Source organism: Collinsella aerofaciens, from assembly GCF_041537385.1.
In the GTDB taxonomy this organism is placed as follows: Bacteria; Actinomycetota; Coriobacteriia; order Coriobacteriales; family Coriobacteriaceae; genus Collinsella; species Collinsella aerofaciens_BV.
The window spans coordinates 162163-186167 of the sequence record NZ_JBGORS010000002.1 but is presented as its reverse complement, the minus strand read 5'-3'; the positions used below and the strand labels follow the sequence as shown (position 1 = coordinate 186167).

23 protein-coding genes and 2 tRNA genes are annotated in these 24005 nt (G+C 61.7%); 24 read left to right on the top strand and 1 reads right to left on the bottom strand.

The window, feature by feature from the left end; translation table 11 throughout:
- Nucleotides 1-36: 36 nt before the first annotated feature.
- Nucleotides 37-885 (top strand): hypothetical protein, encoded by an 849-nt coding sequence (locus tag ACEG18_RS04265; RefSeq protein WP_372541389.1) that lies wholly within the window; start codon nt 37-39, stop codon nt 883-885.
- 202 nt (nt 886-1087) lie between these two features.
- Here ACEG18_RS04265 and pyk read toward each other — a convergent pair whose 3' ends face one another.
- A complete protein-coding gene (gene pyk, locus ACEG18_RS04260; protein WP_349108356.1) occupies nt 1088-2548 on the bottom strand; it encodes a pyruvate kinase in 1461 nt (486 codons plus the stop codon).
- 106 nt (nt 2549-2654) lie between these two features.
- Here pyk and ACEG18_RS04255 point away from each other — a divergent pair, with 106 nt between their 5' ends.
- The 23 genes from ACEG18_RS04255 to ACEG18_RS04145 all read left to right on the top strand — a co-directional run bounded on the left by ACEG18_RS04255 (nt 2655) and on the right by ACEG18_RS04145 (nt 23863).
- Nucleotides 2655-2849, top strand: a complete 195-nt coding sequence (locus tag ACEG18_RS04255; RefSeq protein WP_372541388.1) for a hypothetical protein — start codon at nt 2655-2657, stop codon at nt 2847-2849.
- Nucleotides 2850-2989: 140 nt separating this feature from the next.
- The gene (locus tag ACEG18_RS04250) at nt 2990-5671 is read left to right on the top strand and encodes a cation-translocating P-type ATPase (RefSeq protein WP_372541386.1); all 2682 of its coding nucleotides are present in this window, start codon (nt 2990-2992) and stop codon (nt 5669-5671) included.
- A gap of 482 nt (nt 5672-6153) precedes the next feature.
- Entirely contained in the window at nt 6154-7107 is a 954-nt protein-coding gene (rsgA, locus tag ACEG18_RS04245) for a ribosome small subunit-dependent GTPase A (protein WP_372541599.1), read from the top strand.
- 251 nt (nt 7108-7358) lie between these two features.
- A complete protein-coding gene (gene cpaB / locus ACEG18_RS04240) occupies nt 7359-8018 on the top strand; it encodes a Flp pilus assembly protein CpaB (protein WP_231500753.1) in 660 nt (219 codons plus the stop codon).
- A complete protein-coding gene (locus ACEG18_RS04235) occupies nt 8018-9667 on the top strand; it encodes a nucleotide-binding protein (RefSeq protein ID WP_372541384.1) in 1650 nt (549 codons plus the stop codon). Before cpaB ends, ACEG18_RS04235 begins: the two co-directional genes overlap by 1 nt.
- Nucleotides 9664-10992 (top strand): TadA family conjugal transfer-associated ATPase, encoded by a 1329-nt coding sequence (locus ACEG18_RS04230; RefSeq protein WP_006235095.1) that lies wholly within the window; start codon nt 9664-9666, stop codon nt 10990-10992. The genes ACEG18_RS04235 and ACEG18_RS04230 overlap by 4 nt, the downstream gene beginning before the upstream one ends.
- Nucleotides 10965-11891 (top strand): type II secretion system F family protein, encoded by a 927-nt coding sequence (locus ACEG18_RS04225; RefSeq protein WP_372541382.1) that lies wholly within the window; start codon nt 10965-10967, stop codon nt 11889-11891. Before ACEG18_RS04230 ends, ACEG18_RS04225 begins: the two co-directional genes overlap by 28 nt.
- Complete coding sequence (locus ACEG18_RS04220; RefSeq protein ID WP_372541380.1) at nt 11888-12529, top strand: type II secretion system F family protein; 642 nt, start codon at nt 11888-11890, stop codon at nt 12527-12529. The genes ACEG18_RS04225 and ACEG18_RS04220 overlap by 4 nt, the downstream gene beginning before the upstream one ends.
- Nucleotides 12530-12539: 10 nt before the next feature.
- A complete protein-coding gene (locus ACEG18_RS04215; RefSeq protein ID WP_349100624.1) occupies nt 12540-12773 on the top strand; it encodes a hypothetical protein in 234 nt (77 codons plus the stop codon).
- Entirely contained in the window at nt 12737-13300 is a 564-nt protein-coding gene (locus tag ACEG18_RS04210; RefSeq protein ID WP_368145756.1) for a hypothetical protein, read from the top strand. Before ACEG18_RS04215 ends, ACEG18_RS04210 begins: the two co-directional genes overlap by 37 nt.
- 1 nt (nt 13301) lies before the next feature.
- Nucleotides 13302-13520: a hypothetical protein gene (locus ACEG18_RS04205; RefSeq protein ID WP_117563704.1), complete on the top strand. Its 219-nt coding sequence runs from the start codon at nt 13302-13304 to the stop codon at nt 13518-13520.
- Nucleotides 13456-13992, top strand: a complete 537-nt coding sequence (locus ACEG18_RS04200) for a TadE/TadG family type IV pilus assembly protein (protein WP_372541378.1) — start codon at nt 13456-13458, stop codon at nt 13990-13992. Before ACEG18_RS04205 ends, ACEG18_RS04200 begins: the two co-directional genes overlap by 65 nt.
- A gap of 64 nt (nt 13993-14056) precedes the next feature.
- A complete protein-coding gene (locus tag ACEG18_RS04195; protein ID WP_372541377.1) occupies nt 14057-16117 on the top strand; it encodes a hypothetical protein in 2061 nt (686 codons plus the stop codon).
- The gene (locus ACEG18_RS04190; protein ID WP_372541375.1) at nt 16117-16593 is read left to right on the top strand and encodes a hypothetical protein; all 477 of its coding nucleotides are present in this window, start codon (nt 16117-16119) and stop codon (nt 16591-16593) included. Before ACEG18_RS04195 ends, ACEG18_RS04190 begins: the two co-directional genes overlap by 1 nt.
- Entirely contained in the window at nt 16590-16949 is a 360-nt protein-coding gene (locus tag ACEG18_RS04185; RefSeq protein WP_233511294.1) for a DUF192 domain-containing protein, read from the top strand. Before ACEG18_RS04190 ends, ACEG18_RS04185 begins: the two co-directional genes overlap by 4 nt.
- A 324-nt stretch (nt 16950-17273) precedes the next feature.
- Entirely contained in the window at nt 17274-17558 is a 285-nt protein-coding gene (locus ACEG18_RS04180) for an ATP-binding protein (protein ID WP_035137167.1), read from the top strand.
- Between the two features lie 123 nt (nt 17559-17681).
- Nucleotides 17682-17754: transfer RNA gene (locus ACEG18_RS04175), tRNA-Phe, on the top strand.
- A 483-nt stretch (nt 17755-18237) separates the two neighbouring features.
- Nucleotides 18238-19299 (top strand): glycoside hydrolase family 5 protein, encoded by a 1062-nt coding sequence (locus ACEG18_RS04170; RefSeq protein WP_372541373.1) that lies wholly within the window; start codon nt 18238-18240, stop codon nt 19297-19299.
- Between the two features lie 6 nt (nt 19300-19305).
- Entirely contained in the window at nt 19306-20184 is an 879-nt protein-coding gene (gene rsmI / locus ACEG18_RS04165; protein ID WP_372541372.1) for a 16S rRNA (cytidine(1402)-2'-O)-methyltransferase, read from the top strand.
- 69 nt (nt 20185-20253) lie between these two features.
- Nucleotides 20254-21855, top strand: a complete 1602-nt coding sequence (gene metG / locus ACEG18_RS04160) for a methionine--tRNA ligase (protein ID WP_372541371.1) — start codon at nt 20254-20256, stop codon at nt 21853-21855.
- Between the two features lie 110 nt (nt 21856-21965).
- The gene (gene rsmA / locus ACEG18_RS04155; protein WP_372541370.1) at nt 21966-22826 is read left to right on the top strand and encodes a 16S rRNA (adenine(1518)-N(6)/adenine(1519)-N(6))-dimethyltransferase RsmA; all 861 of its coding nucleotides are present in this window, start codon (nt 21966-21968) and stop codon (nt 22824-22826) included.
- Nucleotides 22816-23733, top strand: a complete 918-nt coding sequence (locus tag ACEG18_RS04150) for a TatD family hydrolase (RefSeq protein ID WP_372541368.1) — start codon at nt 22816-22818, stop codon at nt 23731-23733. Before rsmA ends, ACEG18_RS04150 begins: the two co-directional genes overlap by 11 nt.
- 43 nt (nt 23734-23776) lie before the next feature.
- Nucleotides 23777-23863, top strand: a tRNA-Leu gene (locus ACEG18_RS04145).
- The last annotated feature ends 142 nt before the right edge of the window (nt 23864-24005 follow it).

Genomic DNA, 24005 nt, shown 5'->3' with positions numbered 1-24005 from the left:
GATGGTATAGTTATCCAGGTTTTTATGGGGGTGGCTATGCCAAGCTGGAACATTCATATCGCTCAGACGGAGCGTTTGCTGGAGTGCACCGGCGCGCTTGCCAATAGCGTGCGCGACCGCAATGCCTTTTTGTTTGGCTGCGTGGTTCCGGATATCTTCGTGGGCTATATGGTCCCTGGTATCGCTGATCCCATTCCGTATCGCATTACGCACTTTGCAAACCCCGAGCCTATCCCTAAGCCGCGCGAGCACGAGTTCTGGGATACCTATGTGGCGCCGCTGCTCAAAGGGGCGTCTGTTGGTACGCCGGCTGCCGCGACCTCGATCGCCGAGGAGCGCGAGCGACTCAATCGGGTGCATTATCCCCAACGCTACAAGGACGCCGAGCCGGTTGCTGGTCCCGGTGCTAGCGAGCTTTCGATCGCGCCCGGTGACGTGGCGCAGTCGCTGCTCGATTTGACGCTGGGCGTCTGGTCGCATCTGGTGGCGGATACCGTATGGAATACGCGCGTGAATCAGTACCTGGAGGCGCACGGCGGCAAGCCGTGCGAGGAATTCCGCATTAAAAAGCAAGGCGACTTTGACTGGTTTGGCAAGACGCTGGGCATCGTTTCCATTCCGCGTGCGACCGATCGCCTGTATACTGCGGCGACGCGTTTTGGGCAGTATCCCATCCATAAGGAGTATGTGCTCAAGACCATTGGCGTTATGCACGAGATTGTGCGCGAAAACCCTGGTGAGCCCGATCATCCGCCGTATCGCCTGCTAACCGAGGAGTTCTTCGATGCAACATTTACCGAGGTCATCGAGCTAACCGAGGCGGGATTTGCGGCTCGCGTTGCTGCTTCTGACGTTCCCGCAGTCCCCCTGATCGCTAGCTGCTAGCCGGTCGGCTTAACGGTGAACAGTTCATCCCAATTGACCAACAGCTCCCGTCGCAGGGCATCTTCGGTGGTACGCTCGACATTGGAAAGGTTCGCGACTGAACACAAATCGATGATGCGGCATACGAAGAAGGTCTAAAAAAGGGCCCGGAAGGCGAAGCCTTCCGGGCCCTTTGCAATGCAAGTGTGCTTGCAAGTGCGATTTAGCGCACCTGAGCGACGTAAGCGACGTTGGTCGAGGAGACCTTGTCCTCGAGCTGGACGCTCATGCGGGGATCGCCGGCGGTGGCGACGGTCAGATCGCCGGTCTCGACGTAGCCGAGCTCCTTAGCGGTCTCGATTGCCTTGACGATCGTGCCGTTAACGGTGCCCTGGGTAATCTCGGCCTGGTGCGGGATAACGCCCCAGTACATAATCATCTGCTGGACGGCCCACTCGTGGCGGGAGAACGCGCAGATCGGCATGTTGGGACGGAAGTGCGAGATCAGGCGAGCAGTACGACCGGTGGTCGTCGGCACGGTGATGCACTTGGCGCCAACGGTGGTGGCCATGTTCACAGCGGACATACCCACAACGTTGTTGACGACGCGGGTGCCGTGAGCATCGGCCGGAACCTCGAGCGGAGCGTGGGCCGGGAGGTACTTCTCGGTCTCGAGAGCAATGCTGGCCTGCATCTTAACGGCCTCGACCGGGTACTTACCGGCAGCGGACTCGCCAGAGAGCATAACGGCGTCGGTGCCGTCGTAGATGGCGTTGGCAACGTCGGCAACCTCGGCGCGCGTCGGGCGCGGGTTCTGCTGCATGGAGTCGAGCATCTGCGTAGCGGTGATGACGGGCTTGTAGGCCGCGTTGCACTTGGCGATGATCTCCTTCTGGATGTGGGGAACGAGCTCGGGCTTGATCTCGATGCCCAGGTCGCCACGGGCGACCATGATGCCGTCGGAAGCCTCGAGAATCTCATCGAAGTTCTCGACGCCCAGAGCGCACTCGATCTTCGGGAAGATCGTCACGTGCTCGCCACCGTTCTCGCGGCAAAGCTTGCGGATGCCGCGGACGGACTCGCCGTCACGGATGAAGGAAGCGGCGATGTAGTCGATGTTCTCGGTCAGGCCAAAGAGGATGTCCTGACGATCGCGCTCGGTGATGGCGGGCAGCGAGATGTTGACGTTGGGCATGTTGACGCCCTTGCGCTCGCCGATCAGGCCGTCATTCTTGACGACGCAGGTCATGTCCTGGCCGCTGACGGACTCGACCTCGAGGGCAACCAGGCCGTCATCGATCAGGATGAGGGAGCCCTTCTCGACCTCGGAGGGCAGAGCCAGGTAGTCGAGGGAGATGTGCTCAGCGGTGCCGTGGAAATCCTCGGACGTGGGCTGAGCGGTGACGACGATCTTGTCGCCGGTCTTGACGGCAACCTTCTTGCCATCGACCAGAAGGCCGGTGCGGACCTCGGGGCCCTTGGTGTCGAGCAGGATGCCGACGGGCAGACCGAGCTCCTTGGAAATACGACGGACGCGCTCAATGCGACCGTGGTGCTCGTCGTAAGAGCCGTGCGAGAAGTTAAAACGGGCGACGTTCATGCCCGCCTTGATCATCTCGCGGATGGTCTCGTCGCTATCGCAGGCGGGACCCATGGTGCATACAATCTTAGTGCGCTTGTACATTCAGACCTCCATCTGACATCGTCTTGCGCTGATAGATAAACCATAAGAAATAAAATCGAGTTGATTATAACGAAATACCGACCGAATACCCCAAAAAAACGACCGTATGCCGATTAAGAAGTTCATTTTTTGCGGGAAAACGGTATATGAAAAAATTTTATCAACTGCTCTTACCGCTGCTATCTGGGCGATATTTCAGTTTGACGAAGTGCCGAAGAAAAAACGTTTTACCAACATTGAGCATCACACGGTCTGCACCGTTGCGCCTGTGCCGTGTTTCCAGATGGAATGTTTTGGCTAGACGCGTCGCTTTGGGGTACCATAGCTCCACTATCAACTGCCGCTCAGCATGGCAGCCTTGATGAGCCCTTGCCCTTCTCCTGGGAATTATGATCGGGCATCAATCTGCTGAGTGGCCCGAATCCCAGGAGGGGACTCTATATGCAAAAGGAATACCTGTCCGCTGCGGCGGAGGTGCTCAGCGACCAGGGTGTCGATGAGAACCTCGGCCTGAGCAACGACGAGGCGTCGTCGCGCCTCGCCAAGACAGGCCCTAACAAGCTCGAGGAAGCAGAGAAGACACCGTTGTGGAAGCGCTTCTTTGAGCAGATGGCCGACCCCATGGTCATCATGCTGATCGTTGCCGCCGTCATCAGCGCGCTCACGGGCATGGTCAAGGGCGAGGCGGACTTTGCCGATGTCGCCATCATCATGTTCGTCGTTATCGTCAACTCGGTGCTGGGCGTGGTCCAGGAGGCTAAAAGCGAGGAGGCCCTCGAGGCCCTGCAGGAGATGAGCGCGGCGCAGTCCAAGGTGCTGCGCGACGGCAAGCTCGTGCACCTGCCGAGCGCCGAGCTCGTGCCCGGTGACGTGATCATGCTCGAGGCGGGCGACTCCGTCCCGGCCGACTGCCGTGTGCTCGAGAGCGCCACGATGAAGATCGAAGAGGCCGCACTCACCGGCGAGTCGGTGCCCGTAGAGAAGCACGCCGACGTGATTGAGCTTGCCGCGGGCACCGATGACGTGCCGCTCGGCGACCGCAAGAACATGTGCTACATGGGTTCCACCGTGGTATACGGCCGCGGCCGCGCCGTCGTGGTCGGCACCGGCATGAACACCGAGATGGGTAAGATCGCCGGCGCCCTGGCCGAGGCCAAGGAAGAGCTCACGCCGCTGCAGGTGAAGCTTGCCGAGCTCAGCCGCATCCTCACCATCATGGTGATTATCATCTGCGTCGTGATCTTTGGCGTTGACATCCTCCGCCACGGCGTGGGCAACGTCCTTACCGATCCGACTGCCTTGCTCGACACCTTTATGGTCGCTGTCTCGCTCGCCGTCGCTGCCATCCCCGAGGGTCTGGTCGCCGTCGTGACCATCGTGCTGTCGCTTGGCGTGACCAAGATGGCCAAGCGCCAGGCGATTATCCGCAAGCTCTCTGCCGTCGAGACCCTTGGCTGCACGCAGACCATCTGCTCCGACAAGACCGGCACCCTTACCCAAAACAAGATGACCGTCGTCAAGCACGAGCTCGCCGCGCCCAAGGAGAAGTTCCTGGCCGGTATGGCTCTGTGCTCCGACGCCCAGTGGGATGAGGAGCTGGGCGAGGCCGTGGGTGAGCCGACTGAGTGCGCGCTCGTCAACGACGCCGGCAAGGCTGGTCTTACTGGCCTGACTGCCGAGCACCCGCGCGTGGGCGAGGCCCCGTTCGACTCGGGCCGTAAGATGATGTCCGTGGTCGTCGAGACCCTGGACGGCGAGTATGAGCAGTACACCAAGGGCGCGCCCGATGTGGTGATCGGCCTGTGCACCCATATCTACGACGGCGACAAGGTCGTTCCACTGACTGAGGAGCGTCGTGCCGAGCTCGTGGCCGCCAACAAGGCCATGGCCGACGAGGCCCTGCGCGTGCTGGCGCTGGCAAGCCGCACCTACACCGAGGTCCCGGCCGACTGCAGCCCCGCCGCGCTCGAGCACGACCTGGTCTTCTGCGGCCTGTCCGGCATGATTGACCCGGTCCGCCCCGAGGTCGCCGACGCCATCCGCGAGGCGCACGACGCCGGTATCCGCACCGTCATGATCACGGGCGACCACATCGACACCGCCGTGGCCATCGCCAAGCAGCTGGGCATCGTCGCCGATCGCAGCCAGGCCATCACCGGTGCCGACCTCGATCGCATGAGCGACGAGGAGCTCGATGCGCACATCGAGGATTACGGCGTGTACGCCCGCGTCCAGCCCGAGCACAAGACCCGCATCGTCGAGGCTTGGAAGTCGCGCGATCAGATCGTGGCCATGACGGGCGACGGCGTCAACGACGCTCCGTCCATCAAGCGCGCCGACATCGGCGTGGGCATGGGCATCACCGGTACCGATGTCACCAAGAACGTCGCCGACATGGTGCTTGCCGACGACAACTTCGCCACCATCATCGGTGCCTGCGAAGAGGGCCGTCGCATCTACGACAACATCCGCAAGGTCATCCAGTTCCTGCTTTCGGCCAACCTTGCCGAGGTGTTCTCGGTGTTTATCGCCACGCTCATCGGCTTTACCATCTTCCAGCCGGTGCAGCTGCTGTGGGTGAACCTAGTTACCGACTGCTTCCCCGCGCTCGCGTTGGGCATGGAGGATGCCGAGGGCGACATCATGAAGCGCAAGCCGCGCAACGCCAAGGACGGCGTCTTTGCTGGCAATATGGGCCTGGACTGTGTGGTCCAGGGCCTAATCATCACCGTGCTGGTGCTGGCGAGCTTCTTTGTGGGCGTGTACTTTGACATGGGCTACATCCACATCGCCGATATGATCGCCGGCAATGCCGACGAGGAAGGTGTGATGATGGCGTTCATCACGCTCAACATGGTCGAGATTTTCCACTGCTTCAATATGCGCAGCCGTCGTGCGTCGCTGTTCACCATGAAGAATCAGAACAAGTGGCTGTGGGCTTCCGCCGCGCTGGCGCTGGTGCTGACGGTGATCGTAACCGTGCAGCCGACGCTTGCCGAGATGTTCTTTGGCCCCGTGACGCTTGAGCTCAAGGGCGTTGTCGCTGCCCTGGGCCTGGCCTTCCTGATCATCCCGCTGATGGAGATCTACAAGGCGATCATGCGCGCCGTGGAAAAGGAGTAAGTTAACCTGCCCGGGCCTGCCCGCCTGCGGGGTTTCCACGGGCACGTCCTCGCCGCGTTGCGGCTGCGGGATGTGCCCTTAGGAAACCCCTCTCGGCGGGCGGGCCCTGCGGTGACTTTGCTGGCTTTTCTCTCGTGCGGATGAAAAGGGCTGAGGGAAAGTGTGTGAGCCGGTCGAGCGTTTGCTCGACCGACTCTTTTTTGTGGGTAAAATACCTGCTCAGTTGTGTGGTTTTGTGCTGGGAGGCATCTGTGGGCAAGGCTAAGGCTAAAGCGAAGAAAAAGACGACGGGGGCGCGGGCTAAGCGCGATCGTCGTCGGAAGCTCGCGACCGAGGCTCCCGCATCTGCTGAGGAGCTGCTGGCAAGCGTGCCGGGACTCGACGCGCTGCAGGACGTTCCGGCGTTTGATGACCTGCCGGTCGATGAAGCTCAGCAGACTGCCTTTGATGATTTCTGCGCACATGCCGAGGAGCCCGAGCAGATGCAGCTTGGCGCCGTGGTGCGCTTGGATCGCGGGTTTCCGCTGGTGGCGACTGCCGACGATACCTTCCGCGCCGAGCATGCCGTGGGGTTTGCCAAGTCGCGCGGTGAGGACGAGGTCCTGCTGCCTGCCGTGGGCGATCGTGTGGCGGTGCGCCGCGCTCCCGGGCACGATATGGGCGTGATTGAGTGCGTGCTGCCGCGCCGTACGAGCTTTGAGCGTTGGCGCGGCCGTGCCCGCGGAGAGCGCCAGGTGCTCTGCTCCAACGTGGATAGCGTGCTAATCGTGCAGGCGCTCGGTGCCGGTGAGGTGCTGCTCGACCGCGTGGCGCGCTCGCTGGTGTTGGCGCTCGACTGCGATGCCGAGCCGGTGGTGGTACTCACCAAAGCTGATCGCTGCGATACCGAGGAGCTCGAGCGCGATCTGGACCGCGTGTGCCGCCTGGTGGGTCCGGACGTGCGCGTGATCGTGACGTCCTCTGCCGAGGGCCGCGGCCTGGACGAGGTCCGTGCCTGCGTGCCTGTCGGGAGCTGCGCCATGATTCTGGGCGAGTCGGGTGCCGGCAAGTCGACGCTGCTCAATGCACTGCTGGGCCACGATACGTTGGCGACCGGCGGTGTGCGCGAACGCGACGACCAGGGCCGTCACACTACCGTCGCGCGCGTGATGGTGACGCTGCCGGGCGACGCCGGCGTGATCGCCGATGCCCCGGGCCTGCGCAGCCTACCGCTCGTGGGTCACGAGCGGGGTCTGGCGCGCGCCTTCCCCGAGATTGTCGAGGCATCGCGTGCGTGCCGGTTTGGCGATTGCACGCATGTCCATGAGCCGGGTTGCGCCGTTCGCGAGGCCGAAGACGCCGGGCAGATTGACAGCCTGCGTCTGGAAACGTTCCAAAACCTGGCGTCATCCATGCGCGTGAGCGCTCAAATGCTCGATCCCGATGTCCATCTGTAATTGATTTTTCCTATGACAGCCGTCTCCCAACTGTTCGGGAGACGGCTTTTTGCTGCGGAAAAGCCTCGAAACATGCAGTTTGCTGACGTGCCGACCAAAACCTTGCCACGAGCTTGACGGGCTGGTCAGCTTTTGGTCAGCGATTGGTTTGACATCGAAAACCAAGATCGCGATTGCGCCGCTTTGCACTCTGACCGCCCAGACAATGGTGGTACGGGCATTCGCCCGGCACTGCCATGAGAGGAGCGGCCGTGAACAAGAGCAAGCGCATCGCTATCAGTCTGGTCGCGGGCGTGCTCGCTGCTCTGCTCTGCATGGTTTACGGTTCATCGATCCGCTCGCAAGCCGAACAGGTCCAGGCTGAGACCTTGGCCAAGTACGGTGGCGATCGCGTCGAGGTATGCGTCGCGGCGCGCGATATCGATGTGGGCGAGACCCTCGATGAGACCAATGTCATAACCCAGGAATGGCTGACGAGCCTGCTGCCGCGTGACGCGGCGACCGAGCTGCGCCAGGTGCGCGGCGACGTGACGACTTCGCGTATTCCCAAAAACGCCGTGATCTGCAATGTCTACACCAAGGCCGAGAGCCGCAAGCTCGAGGTGCCTAAGGGCAAGGTCGCCGTTTCGGTGGCGGTCGATGCCGAGCACTCGGTCGGCGGTGCTACGGGCGTGGGCAGCTACGTGGATGTGTATGTGCAAAAAGACGGCGTAACCGATCGGCTGTGCGGCGCGTACGTGATCGATACCAGTGAGGATTCCGGTGCCACGCGCGAGGGCAAGATCGAATGGGTGACGCTGGCGGCTGACCCCGAAGACGTCAAGGAACTGCTGGGAGCCTCGGGCAAGGGAACGGTCAGCCTGACGATTCCCGCCACGGCGCGCGGCAAAAAGAGCGGAGGCGACGAGTGATGAAGGCGATCTGGCTTGCGTGCTGCGCGTGCGGCGATTACGGGCTGTTGCAGCGGGAAGTCGAGGGCCGTGATGTGGGTGCACAGGTGCTTCGCGTGGGTGACCTGGACGGGCTGGTTTCCATGGCGCGGGCGTTTCCGTCGCGCCGCGGGGCTGCCATCATCGCGGCGCCTCTGTTTGATACCGAAGATGTGCGCAAGACTGTTGCGCGCCTGACGGCCGAAGGCCGCGTGAGTCGCGTGGTCGTGTTGATAGAAGCGCTCGATCCGTCGGATATCGAGGGGCTGTTTCGCGCGGGGGCGACCGAGGTCATCGCTGCACACGGTATATGCGGCAACGGGCGCGCGGGCGAGGGAGCGGTTGATTCCGATCGGCGCATGACGATTGAGCCCGATGCTTTTGTTGATAGGGAACCCGGGGCGCCTCGCGCTACAAGAGGCCCGCGTGTTGATGATTATGGAAAAGCGGAAGCCGAGCATGGTCGGCGCCCCCGGAACCCTCTTGTATACGATGACGCTGGAGGGCCGGCGCAGCATGCTGGCGATTCCCCGGTTGTAGATATGGGATACGTGCACGGCGTGAATCTGGCGGATGAACTCGATGAAGTTGAGGGCTTTGCCGGGTGCGGCGAGTTGTCGCTGATGCAGCATGAGCAGATTGCACAGAACGAGCCTGCCTCGCAGACCGAACAAGCTGCCATGCCGGCTTGGACGCAGCATGCGGTTGCGGCGGGGGAGACGGGGACGCTGTCACCGACGCCCGCCCCGCCGCCTCCGATGCCGCCGGCAGACGCTGCCGCTTCGCCGCATCGAGCTCCGGTCATCTGCGCCATTTCGGGTTCGGGCGGTTGCGGCAAGTCGACGATCGTTGCCACCATGGCACACACATCGTCGCTGTTGGGCTTGCGTGCCGCCGTGCTCGACCTGGACCTGATGTTTGGAAACCTTTACGACTTGTTAGGCGTCGATGCTCCGCGCGATATGGCGGCACTTATCGAGCCGTCGGCGGCGGGCACGCTCACCGAGCCGGATATCGTAGCCACATCGATGCGCGTGGCACCGGGCGTTACGCTCTGGGGTCCCGTCGCGGCGCCCGAGCAAGCCGAGCTCATGGCACGTCCGGTGGAGCTACTGCTTGATGCTCTGCGTCGCGAATCCGACGTGGTCTTTATCGATACCTCGGTCTTTTGGGGCGACGCCGTGGCGGCTGCGGTGGCGGCGAGCGACCGTTGCCTGGTCGTTGGCGATGCTGCGGTGTCGTCCGCGACATCGGCGTCGCGCGTCATTGAACTGGCAAGTCGAGTAGGTGTGCCGCGCACGCGTATGAGCGCCGTGTTCAACCGGTTCGGTGCGCGCGGGGCAGACGAGGATGTCGCTATGCGCTTTGAGATTGCCTGTGCGTTGAGCTCCAAGATTCGTATCGCCGATGGCGGGCAGGATCTCGCCGCGCTCATGGCGTTTGGGCGTGCTGACGAGGCAGTGGGGCAGACCAGCGCTTTTGCGACCAGCGTGCGCGAGGCCACGCGCGAGATGCTCGTGGAACTGGGGTGCGCCGTCGGCCCTTGGAGCGATATGGTCGCCGACCGTGCAATGCGCACCGAACGCCCGCGTATTCGCCTTCCCTGGTCGCGCGAGGGTGATCAGCGATGAGCCTGCAAACGAGGATTAAGGCTGCCGGCGCTGCGGCGGCGGCAGCGCCTGTAGATGCGGGGCGTCGCCGCGCGGTGAAACGACGCACCAAGCGCGCCGTGATGGACCGCATGGGTTACGACGAAGTGGCGCGTATCAGCGCCTATATCGACCCGGCACTTGCCCGCTCGGAATTGCGTCCTGCGGTGGAGGCGGCGCTCAATGTTGAGGAGCCGACCGATCTCGCGACGCCCGAGCGCGAGACTATCATCGACGAGATTTTGGATGACGTGGTGGGCTTGGGGCCGTTGCAGCCGCTCATCGAGGACGACACCGTTACCGAGATCATGATCAACGGCTGCCGCTCGGCTTTCTTTGAACGTGGCGGCGTCTTGTACCCCATCGAGCATGCGTTTGAGGATGATGAGCAGATCCGTGTGCTTATCGACCGCATTATCTCGCCACTTGGCCGCCGTATCGACGAGCGCAGCCCCATCGTCAACGCTCGCCTCAAAACGGGCTATCGCGTCAACGCGGTGATTCCGCCTGTGGCGATTGACGGACCGATTCTCACCATCCGAAAGTTCTCGGACCGTATCTGCTCGCTGGACGAGCTTGTGGGGCTGGGGTCGCTGCCGCTTTGGTATGCGCAGCTGCTGTCGTGCGCGGTGTCGCTGCGACAGGACCTGGCGGTTGCGGGAGGCACGGGATCTGGTAAGACCACCCTGCTCAACGCGTTGTCATGCGAGATTTCCACCGGCGAGCGCATCGTGACGATCGAGGACTCTGCCGAGCTCAAGTTTGCGCATCATCCGCACGTGGTGCGTCTAGAGGCGCGCGAGGCTTCAATTGAGGGCGAGGGCGCGGTGACGATCCGCGACCTGGTGACCAATGCCCTGCGCATGCGCCCCGACCGCATCGTGGTGGGCGAGGTGCGCGGTGCCGAGTGCTGCGACATGTTGCAGGCCATGAACACGGGCCACGACGGGTCGCTCACCACACTTCATGCGGGCTCAGAACAGGAGACCGTGGTGCGTCTGACGTTGCTTGCACGTTATGGCATCGATCTGCCGAGCGAGCTCATCGAGGAGCAGATTGCCATGGCGCTCGACGGCATCGTGATGTCCGAGCGCCACGCCGATGGCAGGCGTTTCGTCTCCTCGTATTCGGGGGTGCGACGCGCCGCATCGGGCGGCGTAGAGCTCGAGCGCTATGTGACGTTCGATGCCGCCGAGCGCACCTGGACGCTTGACCGCGAGCCGCCGTTTATCGCAGAAGGCCTGCGGTCGGGGACGCTCACACAAGAGGAGGTGGACGAATGGAGATCACTGTGCCCCTCGTCGTAGGGGGTTTGGCAGGGCTTTCTGTCGCGACGGCGTGCGGGGCGGAACCTCGTGTGCCGCAGGTACCGCCGGCGGAGCTGGCACGTCAGGCGCTCGAGACGGTGACAGAGAAGCTGCCGCGTGAGCTGGTGGAAAACGATCTGCTGAAAAAGATCGCCCGTTCGTGGGCATCGCTGGCTCCGGCGCATCGCCTTGGCCTCGTGATCGAAGATGCTTCGGGACGTTTGACGTTTCTGCTGCTATCGAGCGGTGTCTGCTGCGTTTTACTAACGATGGTGTCGTTATCGCCCCTCGGATTTGCCTTGGGACTTGTTGCTCCGTTTGCCGTTGGTGCCGCTCGGGATGGCTTTGAGAGCCGGCGCGAGCAACACGATGCAGAAGAGGCAATGCCCGAGGCGTTTACCGCACTTTCCATGTCGCTTGCCTCAGGACATTCGCTGGCCCAGGGCATGCGCTTTGTGGGCGCTCATGCGCAAGAGCCAGTGCATACCGAGTTTTTGCGGGTGGCGGCGGCGATCGATTGCGGCATCTCGGCGACCGACGCGCTCGATGACTTGCTCGTGCGTATCGACGCCCCCGGTCTTTCGCTTGTGACCTTGGCGCTTAAGGTGTCTCAGCGCACCGGCGCTCCGCTTGCCGACTTACTGTCCGAGGCGTCGAGCATGGTGGGGGAGCGCATTGAGCTCAAGCGCCGCCTAGATGTTAAGACGTCGCAGGCTCGCATGTCTGCGCATATGGTCGCGGCGATGCCGGCGGGCATGTGCGCGGTGTTGGCGCTGCTTTCGGCAGATTTTCGTCGCGGTCTTGCGACGCCTGCCGGCGCGGGCGCTGTGGTGCTGGATCTTGCCCTCAACGCCGTTGCCCTGGTGGTTATCCGGCGCATTATGCGGGTGGAGCTATGAGCGCCCCGGTTGCAGTTGCGGCTTGCCTGTGCGCCCTGAGTGTATTTGTCGCGACGGGTTTGGATCGGGCGGATGCACGCAAGATCGCAGGGGCCTGCAAGCGCGAGGCGGTGCTGGTCGCTGCCGCGGGTCGCTCGGTGGTCGATGCTCTGACCGCGCGAGTGAAGGGCGCGGTTGGAGCGGGCGGCCCGGCGCGAGTGTCGCTCGGCGAAGTGTCCGAGATGATCGATGTTGTGCGCTTGGGTCTTTCGGCCGGTCTTTCGTTTGATGCGGCGCTTGAGATTTTCTGCGCCAACCGCCGGTCAGTGCTGGCTCTTCGCCTTGAGCGCGCCTGCATGGCGTGGCAGGTGGGCGTGGGCACGCGTGAGGACGAGTTGTTGGCCGCCGCGCGCGACCTGGACGTGCGAGCGCTCGAGACCTTTGCCATCACGGTGGGGCAGGCGCTCGCCCTGGGTGCCCCACTTGCCGAGACGCTGGCCGCTCAAAGTCGCGAGATCCGTGCGGCTCATCGCGCCGCGGTCGAGCGCGAGATCGAGCGTGCGCCCGTCAAGCTGCTGATTCCCACCGGCACGCTCATCTTGCCGGGGTTGCTTCTGTCCATATTGGGCCCGCTGCTGGGAACAGGCGGGATGATGTAGGGAGGAATACATGAACACGATGACTGACGCTGCTGGCAAGGTCCAGGGCTGGGCGTTTTGCCGGGCGGCACATGTTCGTCAGCGCGCCAAGGAACTATTGCAGGAGGAGGGTGCACAGGGTACCACCGAGTATGCCATCTTGGTCGGCGTGCTCGTGGTGATCGCGATTATCGCCATCGTCGCATTTAAGGGCAAGGTCCAAGATCTATGGAACGCTATCAGCGAGGGCATCAACAGCCTGTAGAGGGCGAGCGCCCCATCGGGGTGCTGCTGGTGTTTGCTTGCCTGACCGTGGCGATAGCGGCGGTGCTTTGGGGGCTTAACGCCGCGCGGCAGCAGCGTCCTGGGACCGCCTCCGATTTGGGCTCAGATTCGGCGGTGGCGTCTCAAAAAGATGAGATGCGAGATGCGGACGATTCGGATGTCGCTGTCACGGCGCAAACCTTTCTGCGGACGCTCGACAAGCGGTCTGGCACTGCGACGGATTCGCCTGAGGGCAACGCGATTGCGGTCCGGCTTGCATGGTCCGAGGACCGACCGATGACCGAAGCGGCGGCGGATATGCTGCGTGCCTATCGCGAGGTACCCACGGCGCAACTTGCTCTGAGCGGCTATCTCGACATCAAGGGAAACGTGTGGGGCGCCATCGTGCGCGACGGACGCGGCTGGGTCGATATGGTGACAATTGCCGCGGATGCTGGCGATGCTTCGTGTCGTCTGCGCGCCGTGCGCCTGAGCCCGCAGGCAACGGACTCAAAGGAGGGATCGTGAAATGCATGATGTCCTGCGTGAGGAATCTGCCCAGGCGACGGTCGAATACGCCATCGTCACGGTGGCGCTGTTATCGATCGTGCTGGCGATCGCGGGACTTTGGCGTGCCGGCACCGATGGGCGCTTGGCGGCGCTGGTTGAGCGGGCGGCATCCCATGGCGTTGCCTCGACGTCGGTTATCGACGCCGCTGCGGCCGCTAAGGACATCGCGTTGTATTGATGCCGCGCGCGAGGACCGGGCGCAGTCTACGGTCGAGGCCGCTTTTTTGCTGCCGACGTTTCTGACACTCATCCTTCTCGCGCTGCAACCGGTGTGCCTGCTCTATACGCGCGCGGTCATGGAGTCTGCCGCCGCCGAGACCGCGCGGCTCATGACCACGACGACGGCGGAGGACGACGATCTTAAGGAGTTCACCCGCCGCCGACTTGCCGCAGTGCCCAACGTTTCGATCTTTCATGCCGGCGGGCCGTTGTCGTGGGATATCGAGCTTGGCCGGGCCGGTGCGGGTGACGTCTCGTCCGTGTCCGTTTCCGGCGAGGTCAAGCCGTTGCCTGTGATCGGTGCGTTTGCGCAGGCTATGGGTGGTACCGCCGAAGGCGGCTACGTTGAACTCAAGGTCGATGTCTCGTATCAATCGCGTCCCGAATGGCTGGAGGGAGATTATGATTCGTGGATTGCTGCATGGGATTAAGCGTTTCTGGTCTAGACGCGTTTTGACGCACCGTCCGAGCTGCCATCGCAAGCGAGGCGGCTTTATGGGTCGAGCCGGTGTCGATCTGTTTATCGAAGACGGCGCCTATACCACGCTTTCTTCTGCCGTGGTCATCCTAGTGGTGCTCACATTGTTGTTTTCGTCGACCGCGGCGATATGGAGCATGTCGCGTGCCGGGGATACCCAGGTGGCGGCTGATAGCGGCGCGCTGGCGGGTGCCAACGTAGTGTCGTCCTATCACACGGCTGCCACGGTGGTTGATGCGAGCATCTTGAGTCTGGGGCTGGCGGGGTTTGCCACGATCGGGACGGGCCTGGTCGCCATCCTCATCCCGGGTGCCGAGCCGGTTGCCGGCAATATGGTCGACACTGGGATTGAGATCATTAAAACGCGCAACAAGTTTGCCAAAAGCGCATCGGAAGGCTTACAGAAAATCGAGACGGCTCTGCCGTATCTGATCGCCGCGCGTGCCACGCAGGCGGTGTCGGCGCAGGATACCGATAGTGTGACCTATACCGGTACGGCGCTTGCCGTGCCCAGGACATCCGAGTCTGACTTCGCTGCGCTCAAAGGATCAGAGATCTCGACCGATACCATTAAAGACACATCAGATGATTTAGAGTGTGCGGCCGAGGAGCTGCGGAAGGCTTCTGAGGACACGGCGAAGGCTAAAGAGCGTGCTTGGCTGGCGGATTGTGGTGGGTCTGACAAGGGCTCGGTCGGCAGCTGTTCTTGCATGTGGGAGCGTGCGAAAAGCCTAACGGATCTCTCCGGTGTTCAAAATCCGCATTACTCATCGAGCGTTACGTGGGAGCCCCAAGTTGCCCTTGATCGCGCGAAGGACTACTACCATTGGCGTCTGACAAATGAGAAGCCCCACGGCTCGAGTGTCGAGATGAAGGCAGAGTCTGCGGCGCGTAAGGCGTTTTATACCTATGCGAGCGCGGAGGTCGATCGGGCACATATAACCGAGAACGGAGACAGGGTTTCCTCCTATATTCCGCTGCTGCCGCGCAACTCTGATGAGGTTCGGGCGACGGAACTCTATACCGATGCGGTGTGGCCGACGAGCGTGAACGATGACAAGGCGTATCTGCATTACGGGACGACCTGCCCTAACTATAAGAAAGGGACGCCGAGCGGATTTGCTTCGGTTGCCGATTACGATGGACAGGATAAATGCAGCAAATGCCATTTTGGCGTTTTGTCGCTTGGTGCTGTTGCGGCGCCTTCAACCTCTATCGAAAACGGCTTCGAGTATCACTTTGACAAGTTTAAAGACGCCCTGGAGGACTACGTCGACTGCCGCAACAAGGAGCTCGAGCTCGAGCGTCAGACCGAGGACGAAGCCGACCGTGCGGGCAATGCGTTCGATACCGCCATCAAAGAACTTTCCGGTGAGCGTCCGCGTATCGCCCCACCTGGCCGCAACGGCGTAGTCGCCTTTGCAGTTTCGGGTGATATTACCAGCCCCGATCAACTTAACTCTTCGTTTAACACGGCGGTTGAGCTTGGCAGTCGCGGTGCCATCTCTGCCGCGGTACTGGCGCCCGATGAGGCGACGGCGCAAAACAACGTGCTTTCGCGATTTTTCTCGACATTGAAGGAACGCTCGGGTGGCGTTGCCGGCGTACTCGATGGCGTCATGGATGTTTGGGGACGGCTGCTTGTGGGATACGGAGACATCCAAGGTTCGGCCGACGAACTTATGGACGAGATGATTAAAGGCCTAGGAGGGGGCAGCGGCGCGTTGGGCTCCATTGCATCGTGGCTCGGCGATACCGTTTCGGCGTCCGTGGCGGCGCTGGGTTTGGAACCGTGCGACTTGCGCCTGCGAAAGCCGGTGCTGACTGATTCCGCCAACGTCATTAAGAGCCCGGGGTCTGACATTGCTGGCCTCTCTCAAGCGCAAGACAAACTGCGAAGTATTCCGTTGGGCGTGACCGATCCCAAGGCGCTTTGCGAGGCGTTGGAATATCAAGTCGAACGCACCATCAGCGGTACGGTGTTCACGCTTGCGGAGATTCCTCTGCCCGGCGGCGGTTCCATCCCGCTCACCGTCGATGTCGCCACGCTGGTTGGCGCTCTGGGCGGTGGGTCGTAATGAGTATCCGCATGCGTCTGCGCGAGGAGCACGCCCAAGCGACGGTGGAGATGGCAGTGGTTACGCCCGTTTTGCTGGTGCTGGCACTCATTGTGTACAACGTCATGATCTTTGCCAGCGCTGTCGCGCGCTTCGACCGCGTGGTGCCCGACATCGTGTTGGCGCACGCCGTGGCGTCGGAGGGGGAGGGCGACGAAAGCTCTGTCGATGCCTCGGCGACGGTCCAGACTCAAATTCTGAATGCCATGGAAGGCTATGACTTGCAGATCGAAGTGTCGAGCGAGCAAGGCGCGGAGGCATCGGATGGTGGTCTGCTCTCCCTATCCGGTGCGTTTAGGACCTACACCTGCACCATGCACTATGAGCCGTGGCCGACTTCTCTCAGCATCGCTGGCGTTCCGCTGGGGGCGCCGACAACGTTGTCGCACGAGCGCGCGGTGACGGTCGATCCATGGCGTCCGGGGGTGGTCATGTGACCGCGGTCTCGTCCTACATCGCCTACGCGCGGGCACTCAATAGGCTGGGCTGGACGCCGGCCGAGTTTGCGGTGGCGGAGTCGTTTGCCGTGCGCCTGCGCGGCATGCTGGGACGGTGTCCGGTTGCCGCCAACGGTCTGCCGCTCGTCATGGCATTTCCACGCTGCTCTTCGGTCCATACGTGTTTTATGGCCTATCCCATCGACATCGCCTTCATCGATCGCGACGGCAATATCCTCGCGCGCTACGAAAACGTACGTCCCTGGCGTATGTGCTCCTGCCCCGGCGCCTGGGCCGCACTAGAGCGCCCTTCAATCATTGTTTCGACCCCTGCTCTCCAACGCGTGCCGGCTTAAGAATTGGCGACAGCGGACTTTCGTCATACGAAATTGGGTAAGATGGAGGAGAAGATGCATGGATGTTGAGATCCATCCCAACGCTAAAAAGCACCTGACGGAAAAGCAGGTGCTTAGCGCTTGGCTTGCGGTTACTGAGTGCGTTCGTCGCGAGTCGAAGGACGAGCCGCCGAGATGGCTTGCGATTGGATGGCTCCCAGACGGACGAAGCGTGGAGCTTGTCGCGGTCGAGCTTGTCCGTGGGTGGCTTATCATTCATGCCTTGTCTCCAGTCCAGAAGAAATTTTGGCAGGAGATTGAACGGGCTCGGCAAAGGGGTCGATGATGGGCAAGACGTATACGGCCGCTAATGGTCAGGTTGTAACGGATGAAATGATTGACGCGTGGTGCGAGTCGTACGAGCGCGGAGAGTTTCCGGATGGCGAACACACCGTTGGTGGGATCGTGCATGGACGGCCCCCACTCTCAGGTGAGGGGACGGCAACGCTGTCGGTCAAGATTCCTCTGGGAATGAAGGAGGCCATTCGTCGACGGGCGGCTGCCGAGGGGATGACGCCAAGTGAGTTTGCCCGTGCGGCTCTGAGCGAAAAACTTCTTGCTGCCGGCTGATGCCTCTGACGTGCCGATTTAAAGAACCGAGGCTGTGCTCAAAAACTTTTTTGAAATTCTCGGTTGACCGGAACGCGTCCTTGGTTATACTAATCAAGCCTTGAAACAAGGCACACCTCAAATGGCTGGGTAGCTCAGTTGGTAGAGCAGAGGACTGAAAATCCTCGTGTCAGGGGTTCGATTCCCTTCCCCGCCACCTTGAATTGACTAGGACCTCTGCAAAGGGGTCCTTTTCTTTTATGCAGCCCCCACATGGAATCGAACCCCGTGAGGGCGCGGAACTGAGTAAACGCGTAAGCGTTTGCCAGCGCAGCTCGCAAGGCGCGTAAGCGCCGCAGCGGTCCGTCCGCGCAGCGCGCGGACGCGATTCCCTTCCCCGCCACCTTGAATTGACTAGGACCTCTGCAAAGGGGTCCTTTTCTTTTATGTAGGGTTCTGCGGAAAATGCGCCCCATTATTGAGCGATAGAACGGGACGCGCTTTCCGGTGCCTGCCTCCGGCGCGCGTACACGCCTCGTCGCACCATTACGAGCTCGTCTGCTCCCAGACATTCCTTCCACTTTCGCGTCACTTTACAGACCGTTCGGTCGCCTGTCCGCACACGCGGGTATACTCAAAACGATACTTATCCTATGCAATACGATGCGGGTTCGACCTGCATGATCCGAAGGGGGCAGTGATGGAGAGGATACTCGGCGTTAATCTCTCTGGCTGGTTTATTCCCGAGCCTTGGGTGACCCCGTCGCTGTACGCGGCGACCGGTGCATCCAACGCGGCCGAGCTACAGGAGGCCATGGGTACCGCCGCCTATAACGAGCGCATGCGCCGCCATTACGAGACGTTTGTGAGCGAGGACGATTTTCGCCGCATGGCGCAGATCGGTCTCAATGCCGTGCGTCTGCCGGTGCCCTGGTATGCCTTTGGCTCACAGGAGTCCGATGCCTCCTACATATCGGTTGTCGATTACATCGACCGCGCGATTGAGTGGGCTGCCAAATACGACATCCGCGTGCTGCTCGATCTGGCAACTGTGCCAGGTGGCCAGGGCGATTCCAACGATTCACCCACCACGCCGGAGGCTGTCGCCGAGTGGCATTCGTCCACCAACGGCCGTCATGTCGCACTCGACGTGCTTGAGCGCTTGGCCGATCGCTATGGCGAGGCCGAGAGCCTGCTGGGCATTGAGCTGCTGGACACGCCGCAGATGAGCGTTCGCAAGAGCCTCTTCACCATGACGGATGGCATTCCCGCTCACTACCTGCGCAATTTCTATCGCGATGCCTACGAGCTCGTCCGTTCGTATATGCCCGAGGATAAGATCGTCGTCTTCTCGTCGTCGGGGTATCCCAGCGAGTGGAAGCATTTTATGCGCGGCGCCAAGTACAAGAACGTCTACATGGACCTTCACCTGTACCATTACCGCGACGAGTATGCGCTCGACATCACGAGCCCTCGCGGGCTGACGACGGCGATTTCGCGTAACAAGCGCGAACTTAAAGAAGCGATTTCGACTGGGTTCCCCGTGCTGGTGGGCGAATGGTCGGGCGCGGCGATTTTTGCCAACTCGTCGGTTACGCCCGAGGGCCGCAATGCCTACGAGCGCGTGTTTATCGCCAACCAGCTGGCTTCGTTTGCGCCGGCTGCCGGTTGGTTCTTCCAAACGTGGAAGACCGAGAAGCGCATTGCAGCATGGGACGCCCGCGCGGCGCTCGGTACGCTCGAGCGCGGCATGATTGAATAGGTTGATATGACGCAAAACAGCGCCCATACGGGCAAACTCTATGTGGTCGGCACGCCCATCGGCAACCTGGGCGACCTGTCCCCGCGCGTTGGTGAGGCTTTTGCCGCCGCCGATGCCATCTGCTGCGAAGACACGCGTGTGACGTCAAAGCTGCTGATGCACCTGGGCATTTCCAAGCCGCTTGTCCGTTGCGACGAGAATGTGATCGCTAGCCGCGCTGCCGGCCTGGTCGACCGTCTGCTGGCGGGGGAGACCCTCGCCTTTGCCTCGGACGCCGGCATGCCGAGCGTGTCCGATCCCGGCCAGGCGTTGGTCGAGGCGGCGCGTGAGGCCGATGTGCCCGTCGAAGTTATTCCCGGGCCCTCTGCTTGCGTCACGGCGCTTGTTTCGTCCGGCATTCCCTGCGAGCATTTTTTCTTCGAGGGCTTTTTGGGCCGAAAGCACGGCGACCGTGTGCGCCGTTTGCAGCGCCTTGCCGTGGTGCCCGGCGCGCTCATCTTCTACGAGTCTCCACATCGCATCGTGGCGACGCTCGAGGCCGTGGCGGAGGTCTTTCCCCAGCGTGAGGTTGCCGTCTGCCGCGAACTCACCAAGCTGCACGAGGAGGTCTTGCGCGGGCCCGCTGACCAGCTTGCCGAGGAGCTGCGTGCTCGCGGCGAGGTAAAGGGCGAGATTGCGCTGGTCATCGCGCCGCCGAGCGAGGATGAGGAGGCCGGCATCGCGCCGGTTGGCGCTGCGGTAGTGGATCCCGACGAGGCCCTACGCGAGGATATCCGCACCGCGCTCGAGGAGGGGGAGCCCGCCTCTGCGGTGGCCAAGCGCCTGTCTCAGAAGTATTCGCGCCGCAAGCGCGATGTCTATGCCATGGTGCTCGATATGCAATAGATGGAGGATATCCAGCCCTTGCGCTAGAATCATCCCCTGTATGCAACGTTTTTCTGGAGGACAAACCCCATGGATCAAAGCAAGCCTTCGTTCTTTATCACGACGCCCATCTACTACGTCAACGCCGATCCGCACCTGGGCACGGCTTATTCCACCATCATCGCCGACGTTCAGGCTCGCTATCGCCGCTCCGCCGGCTATAACGTCAAGTTCCTGACTGGCATGGACGAGCACGGCGAGAAGGTCGCCGAGGCCGCAGCCAAGCATGGCATGACGCCGCAGGAGTGGACCGATAGTCAGGCCCCGCACTTCAAGGAGCTTTGGAGCAAGCTCGAGATTTCCAACGACGACTTCATCCGCACCACCGAGCCGCGCCAGCATCATGCCGTGCAGTATCTGTGGGAGCGCATGAAGGAGTCCGGCTACCTGTATAAGGGCAGCTACGACGGTTGGTATTGCGTGCCTGACGAGACCTACTTCACCGATACGCAGGTCCAGAAGGGCGACGAGGAGTACGGCAGCGTCGGTCAGCATCTATGCCCCGACTGCCACCGTCCGCTTGAGCGCGTGCAGGAGGAGTCCTACTTCTTTAAGCTTTCCGCCTTCCAGGACAAGCTTCTCAAGCTCTATGACGAGCACCCCGACTTTGTCGAGCCTGCGTTCCGCATGAACGAGGTACGTAGCTTTGTCGAGGGCGGCCTTAACGACCTTTCCGTGAGCCGCACGAGCTTTGACTGGGGCATTCAGGTCCCGTTTGATGAGGGTCACGTGACCTACGTGTGGTTCGATGCGCTGCTCAACTATATGACGGCCGTCGGCTACGGTGTCGACACCGACGAGGCCCGTGCCGAGCTGGCCTATCGCTGGCCCGCGCAGTTCCACATCGTGGGTAAGGACATCATCCGCTTCCACTGCGTCATTTGGCCCGCCATGCTCATGGCCATCGGCGAGGCCCTGCCCGAGCACGTCTTTGCCCACGGCTTCCTGACCGTGCGCAATGCCGAGACCGGTAAGGCCGAGAAGATGTCCAAGAGCCGCGGCAACGCCATCGCTCCGCAGGATGTTATCGACATGCTGGGCGTCGAGGGCTACCGCTATTACTTTATGACCGACGTGGTCCCCGGCACCGACGGCGCCATCAGCTTCGATCGCATGGAGCAGGTCTACAACGCCGATCTGGCCAACAGCTGGGGCAACCTCATCTCGCGCTCGCTCAACATGAGCGCAAAGTACTTTGACGGCTGCGCCCCGGCTAAACCGGCGTCTGCCGACGCGTTCGATAACCCGCTGGCAAAGATTGCCGACGGTTTGGTCGAGCGCTACATGGCCAAGATGGACGTGCTCGATTACGGTGGAGCCAAGGATGAGGTTATGGAGCTCATCCATGCCGCCAACCACTACATCGAGGACTCCGAGCCCTGGGCGCTTGCCAAGGACGAGGCCAAGGCTGACGAGCTGGCATTTGTGATCTACAACCTGCTCGAGGCCATCCGCATCGCCGCCCACCTGCTGATGCCGCTCATGCCCCAGACTTCTATCGAGGCTCTGCGCCGCCTGTCCTGTGAGGGCGAGGCCGCGAGCGACGACCTCAAGGGCATTTGCACTTGGGGCCTGCTTGCCGGCGGTCAGCCCGTCGAGAAGGGCGACCCGCTGTTCCCGCGTCTGGCGTAGAGACCGCGCAAGCGCCATATCGGCAATTTGCTGTTTAGCTGTAAGGGCATGGCCGCCACGGTCCATGCCCTTTTGTTTCAAGACGCCGCCATCATGCTAAGGAGGCAACCATGACAACTTCGCCTTTGGCAAACCCCACGGCAACTAGGGAGCTGCTAGAGGAGTTTGGCCTTGCGACCAAGCATCGCCTGGGCCAAAACTTCCTGATCGACAATCATGTGATCGAACGTATCTGCGAGCTTGCCGAGCTTGCAGGTGACGAGCGCGTACTCGAGGTGGGTCCGGGTTGCGGTACGTTGACACTTGCGTTGCTGCAGGAAGCGGCGTGCGTTACGTCCATTGAGGCCGATCCCGAGCTTGAGCCGGTGCTCGATGCCCACGCCGCCGACTATGCCAACTTCCGCTTTATCATGGACGATGCGCTCAGGGTGACGCCGGAGCAGATTGAGCAGGCTGCGGGCGGTGAGCCGACGGTATTTGTCGCGAACTTGCCCTATAACGTGGCGGCGACGATCATTTTGCAATTTTTCCAGACGATGCCGGCGCTCAAGCGCGCCGTCGTCATGGTGCAAAAGGAGGTTGCCGATCGCATTGCCGCAGTGCCGGGCAACAAGACCTATGGCGGCTATACGGCAAAGCTTGGCCTGTATGCGCAGGTGACGGGTCGCTTTGAGGTGCCGCCGCGTTGCTTTATGCCGGCGCCACACGTGGACTCGGCCGTCGTGCGTATCGACCGTGTTGACGGTGTGGTGCCCGAAGGACTCGATCGCGAATTTGTGGCCCGTGTGATTGACGCTGCATTTGCTCAGCGTCGCAAGACCATCCGCAATTCCATGAGCGCCAACGGCTTTGCCAAGGACGTGCTCGATGCCGCCTTTGAGGCTTGCGGTATCGCACCCACCACGCGCGCCGAGACGCTCGACGTCGCCGCCTTTGTGTGCCTGGCTCGGGAGCTTTCCCATGACGCTTAATGCCGAACGCGTGACGTTTACCAAGAAAAAGAAGACGGTTGCTTGTCCCGTGCCCTTGGCGCCGCTTGCCGACACACATGCGCATCTGCTTTCGTTCTGGGGCAAGGATGTGCCCGAGACACTCGTGCGCGCCAAAGCCGCGGGCATCGACCTGTTGGTGACGGTCTTCGATCCCATTGCCGATAAGCGCAGCGTGACGGACTATAGCGACTGGCTGACGCGCGAGATTCTGCCGATGCAGGATATCCCGCAGATCAAGTATCTTGCCGGCGTGCATCCGTATGGCGCGCCGGACTATACCGACGACGTTCACGCACAGGTCGTTGCCGCACTCGATGACCCCTTATGCGCCGGTATCGGCGAGATTGGTCTGGACTACCACATGGATTACGACGACGACATCGCGCCGGCGCCCCACAGCGTGCAGATTGACTGCATGGCGCGCCAGCTCGAAGTTGCCGTGCGCCGCAATGTGCCGGTGGAGCTGCATCTGCGTCACGAGGACATGGACCAGGAGCGTACCTCGCACGTGGACGCCTACAATGTGCTTCGTGAGGTGGGCGTGCCCCAGGCCGGTTGTGTGCTGCACTGCTTTGGCGAGGACCGCGCCACGATGGAGCGCTTTGTGGAGCTGGGCTGCTATATCGCCTATGGTGGTGCGGCCACCTTTAAGCGCAACGACGACGTGCGCGAGGCATTTGCGGCGACCCCGCTCGACCGCATTTTGTTCGAGACGGATTGCCCGTATATGGCTCCGGAGCCCATCCGCGGTCTTGAATGCGAGCCCGCAATGATCTCCATTACGGCAAACGCGCTGGTTAACGATCGTGTCGATCGCACTGGTGAGGACGCCGAGACAATCGCGCAAGCCGCTTGGGAGAATGCCTGCAAACTTTTTCAAAAATAGTTCTTGCGTTCGTGGTGGCGCTCCGTTATTCTAATTCCTGCACGCGGGCGTGGCGGAATTGGCAGACGCGTACGGTTCAGGTCCGTATGGGGGCAACCCCATGAAGGTTCAAGTCCTTTCGCCCGCACCATTGATTGAAAGAGCTCCCAGCAATGGGAGCTTTTTTGTTATGGGCCCATTGCAGGGACTTGAACCTGTGAAGGAGCGAGCGTCAAGAAAACGCGGAGCGTTTTTAGCGAGCTGGCGAGTCCGCCGGCAGGCGGGCGAAGCCG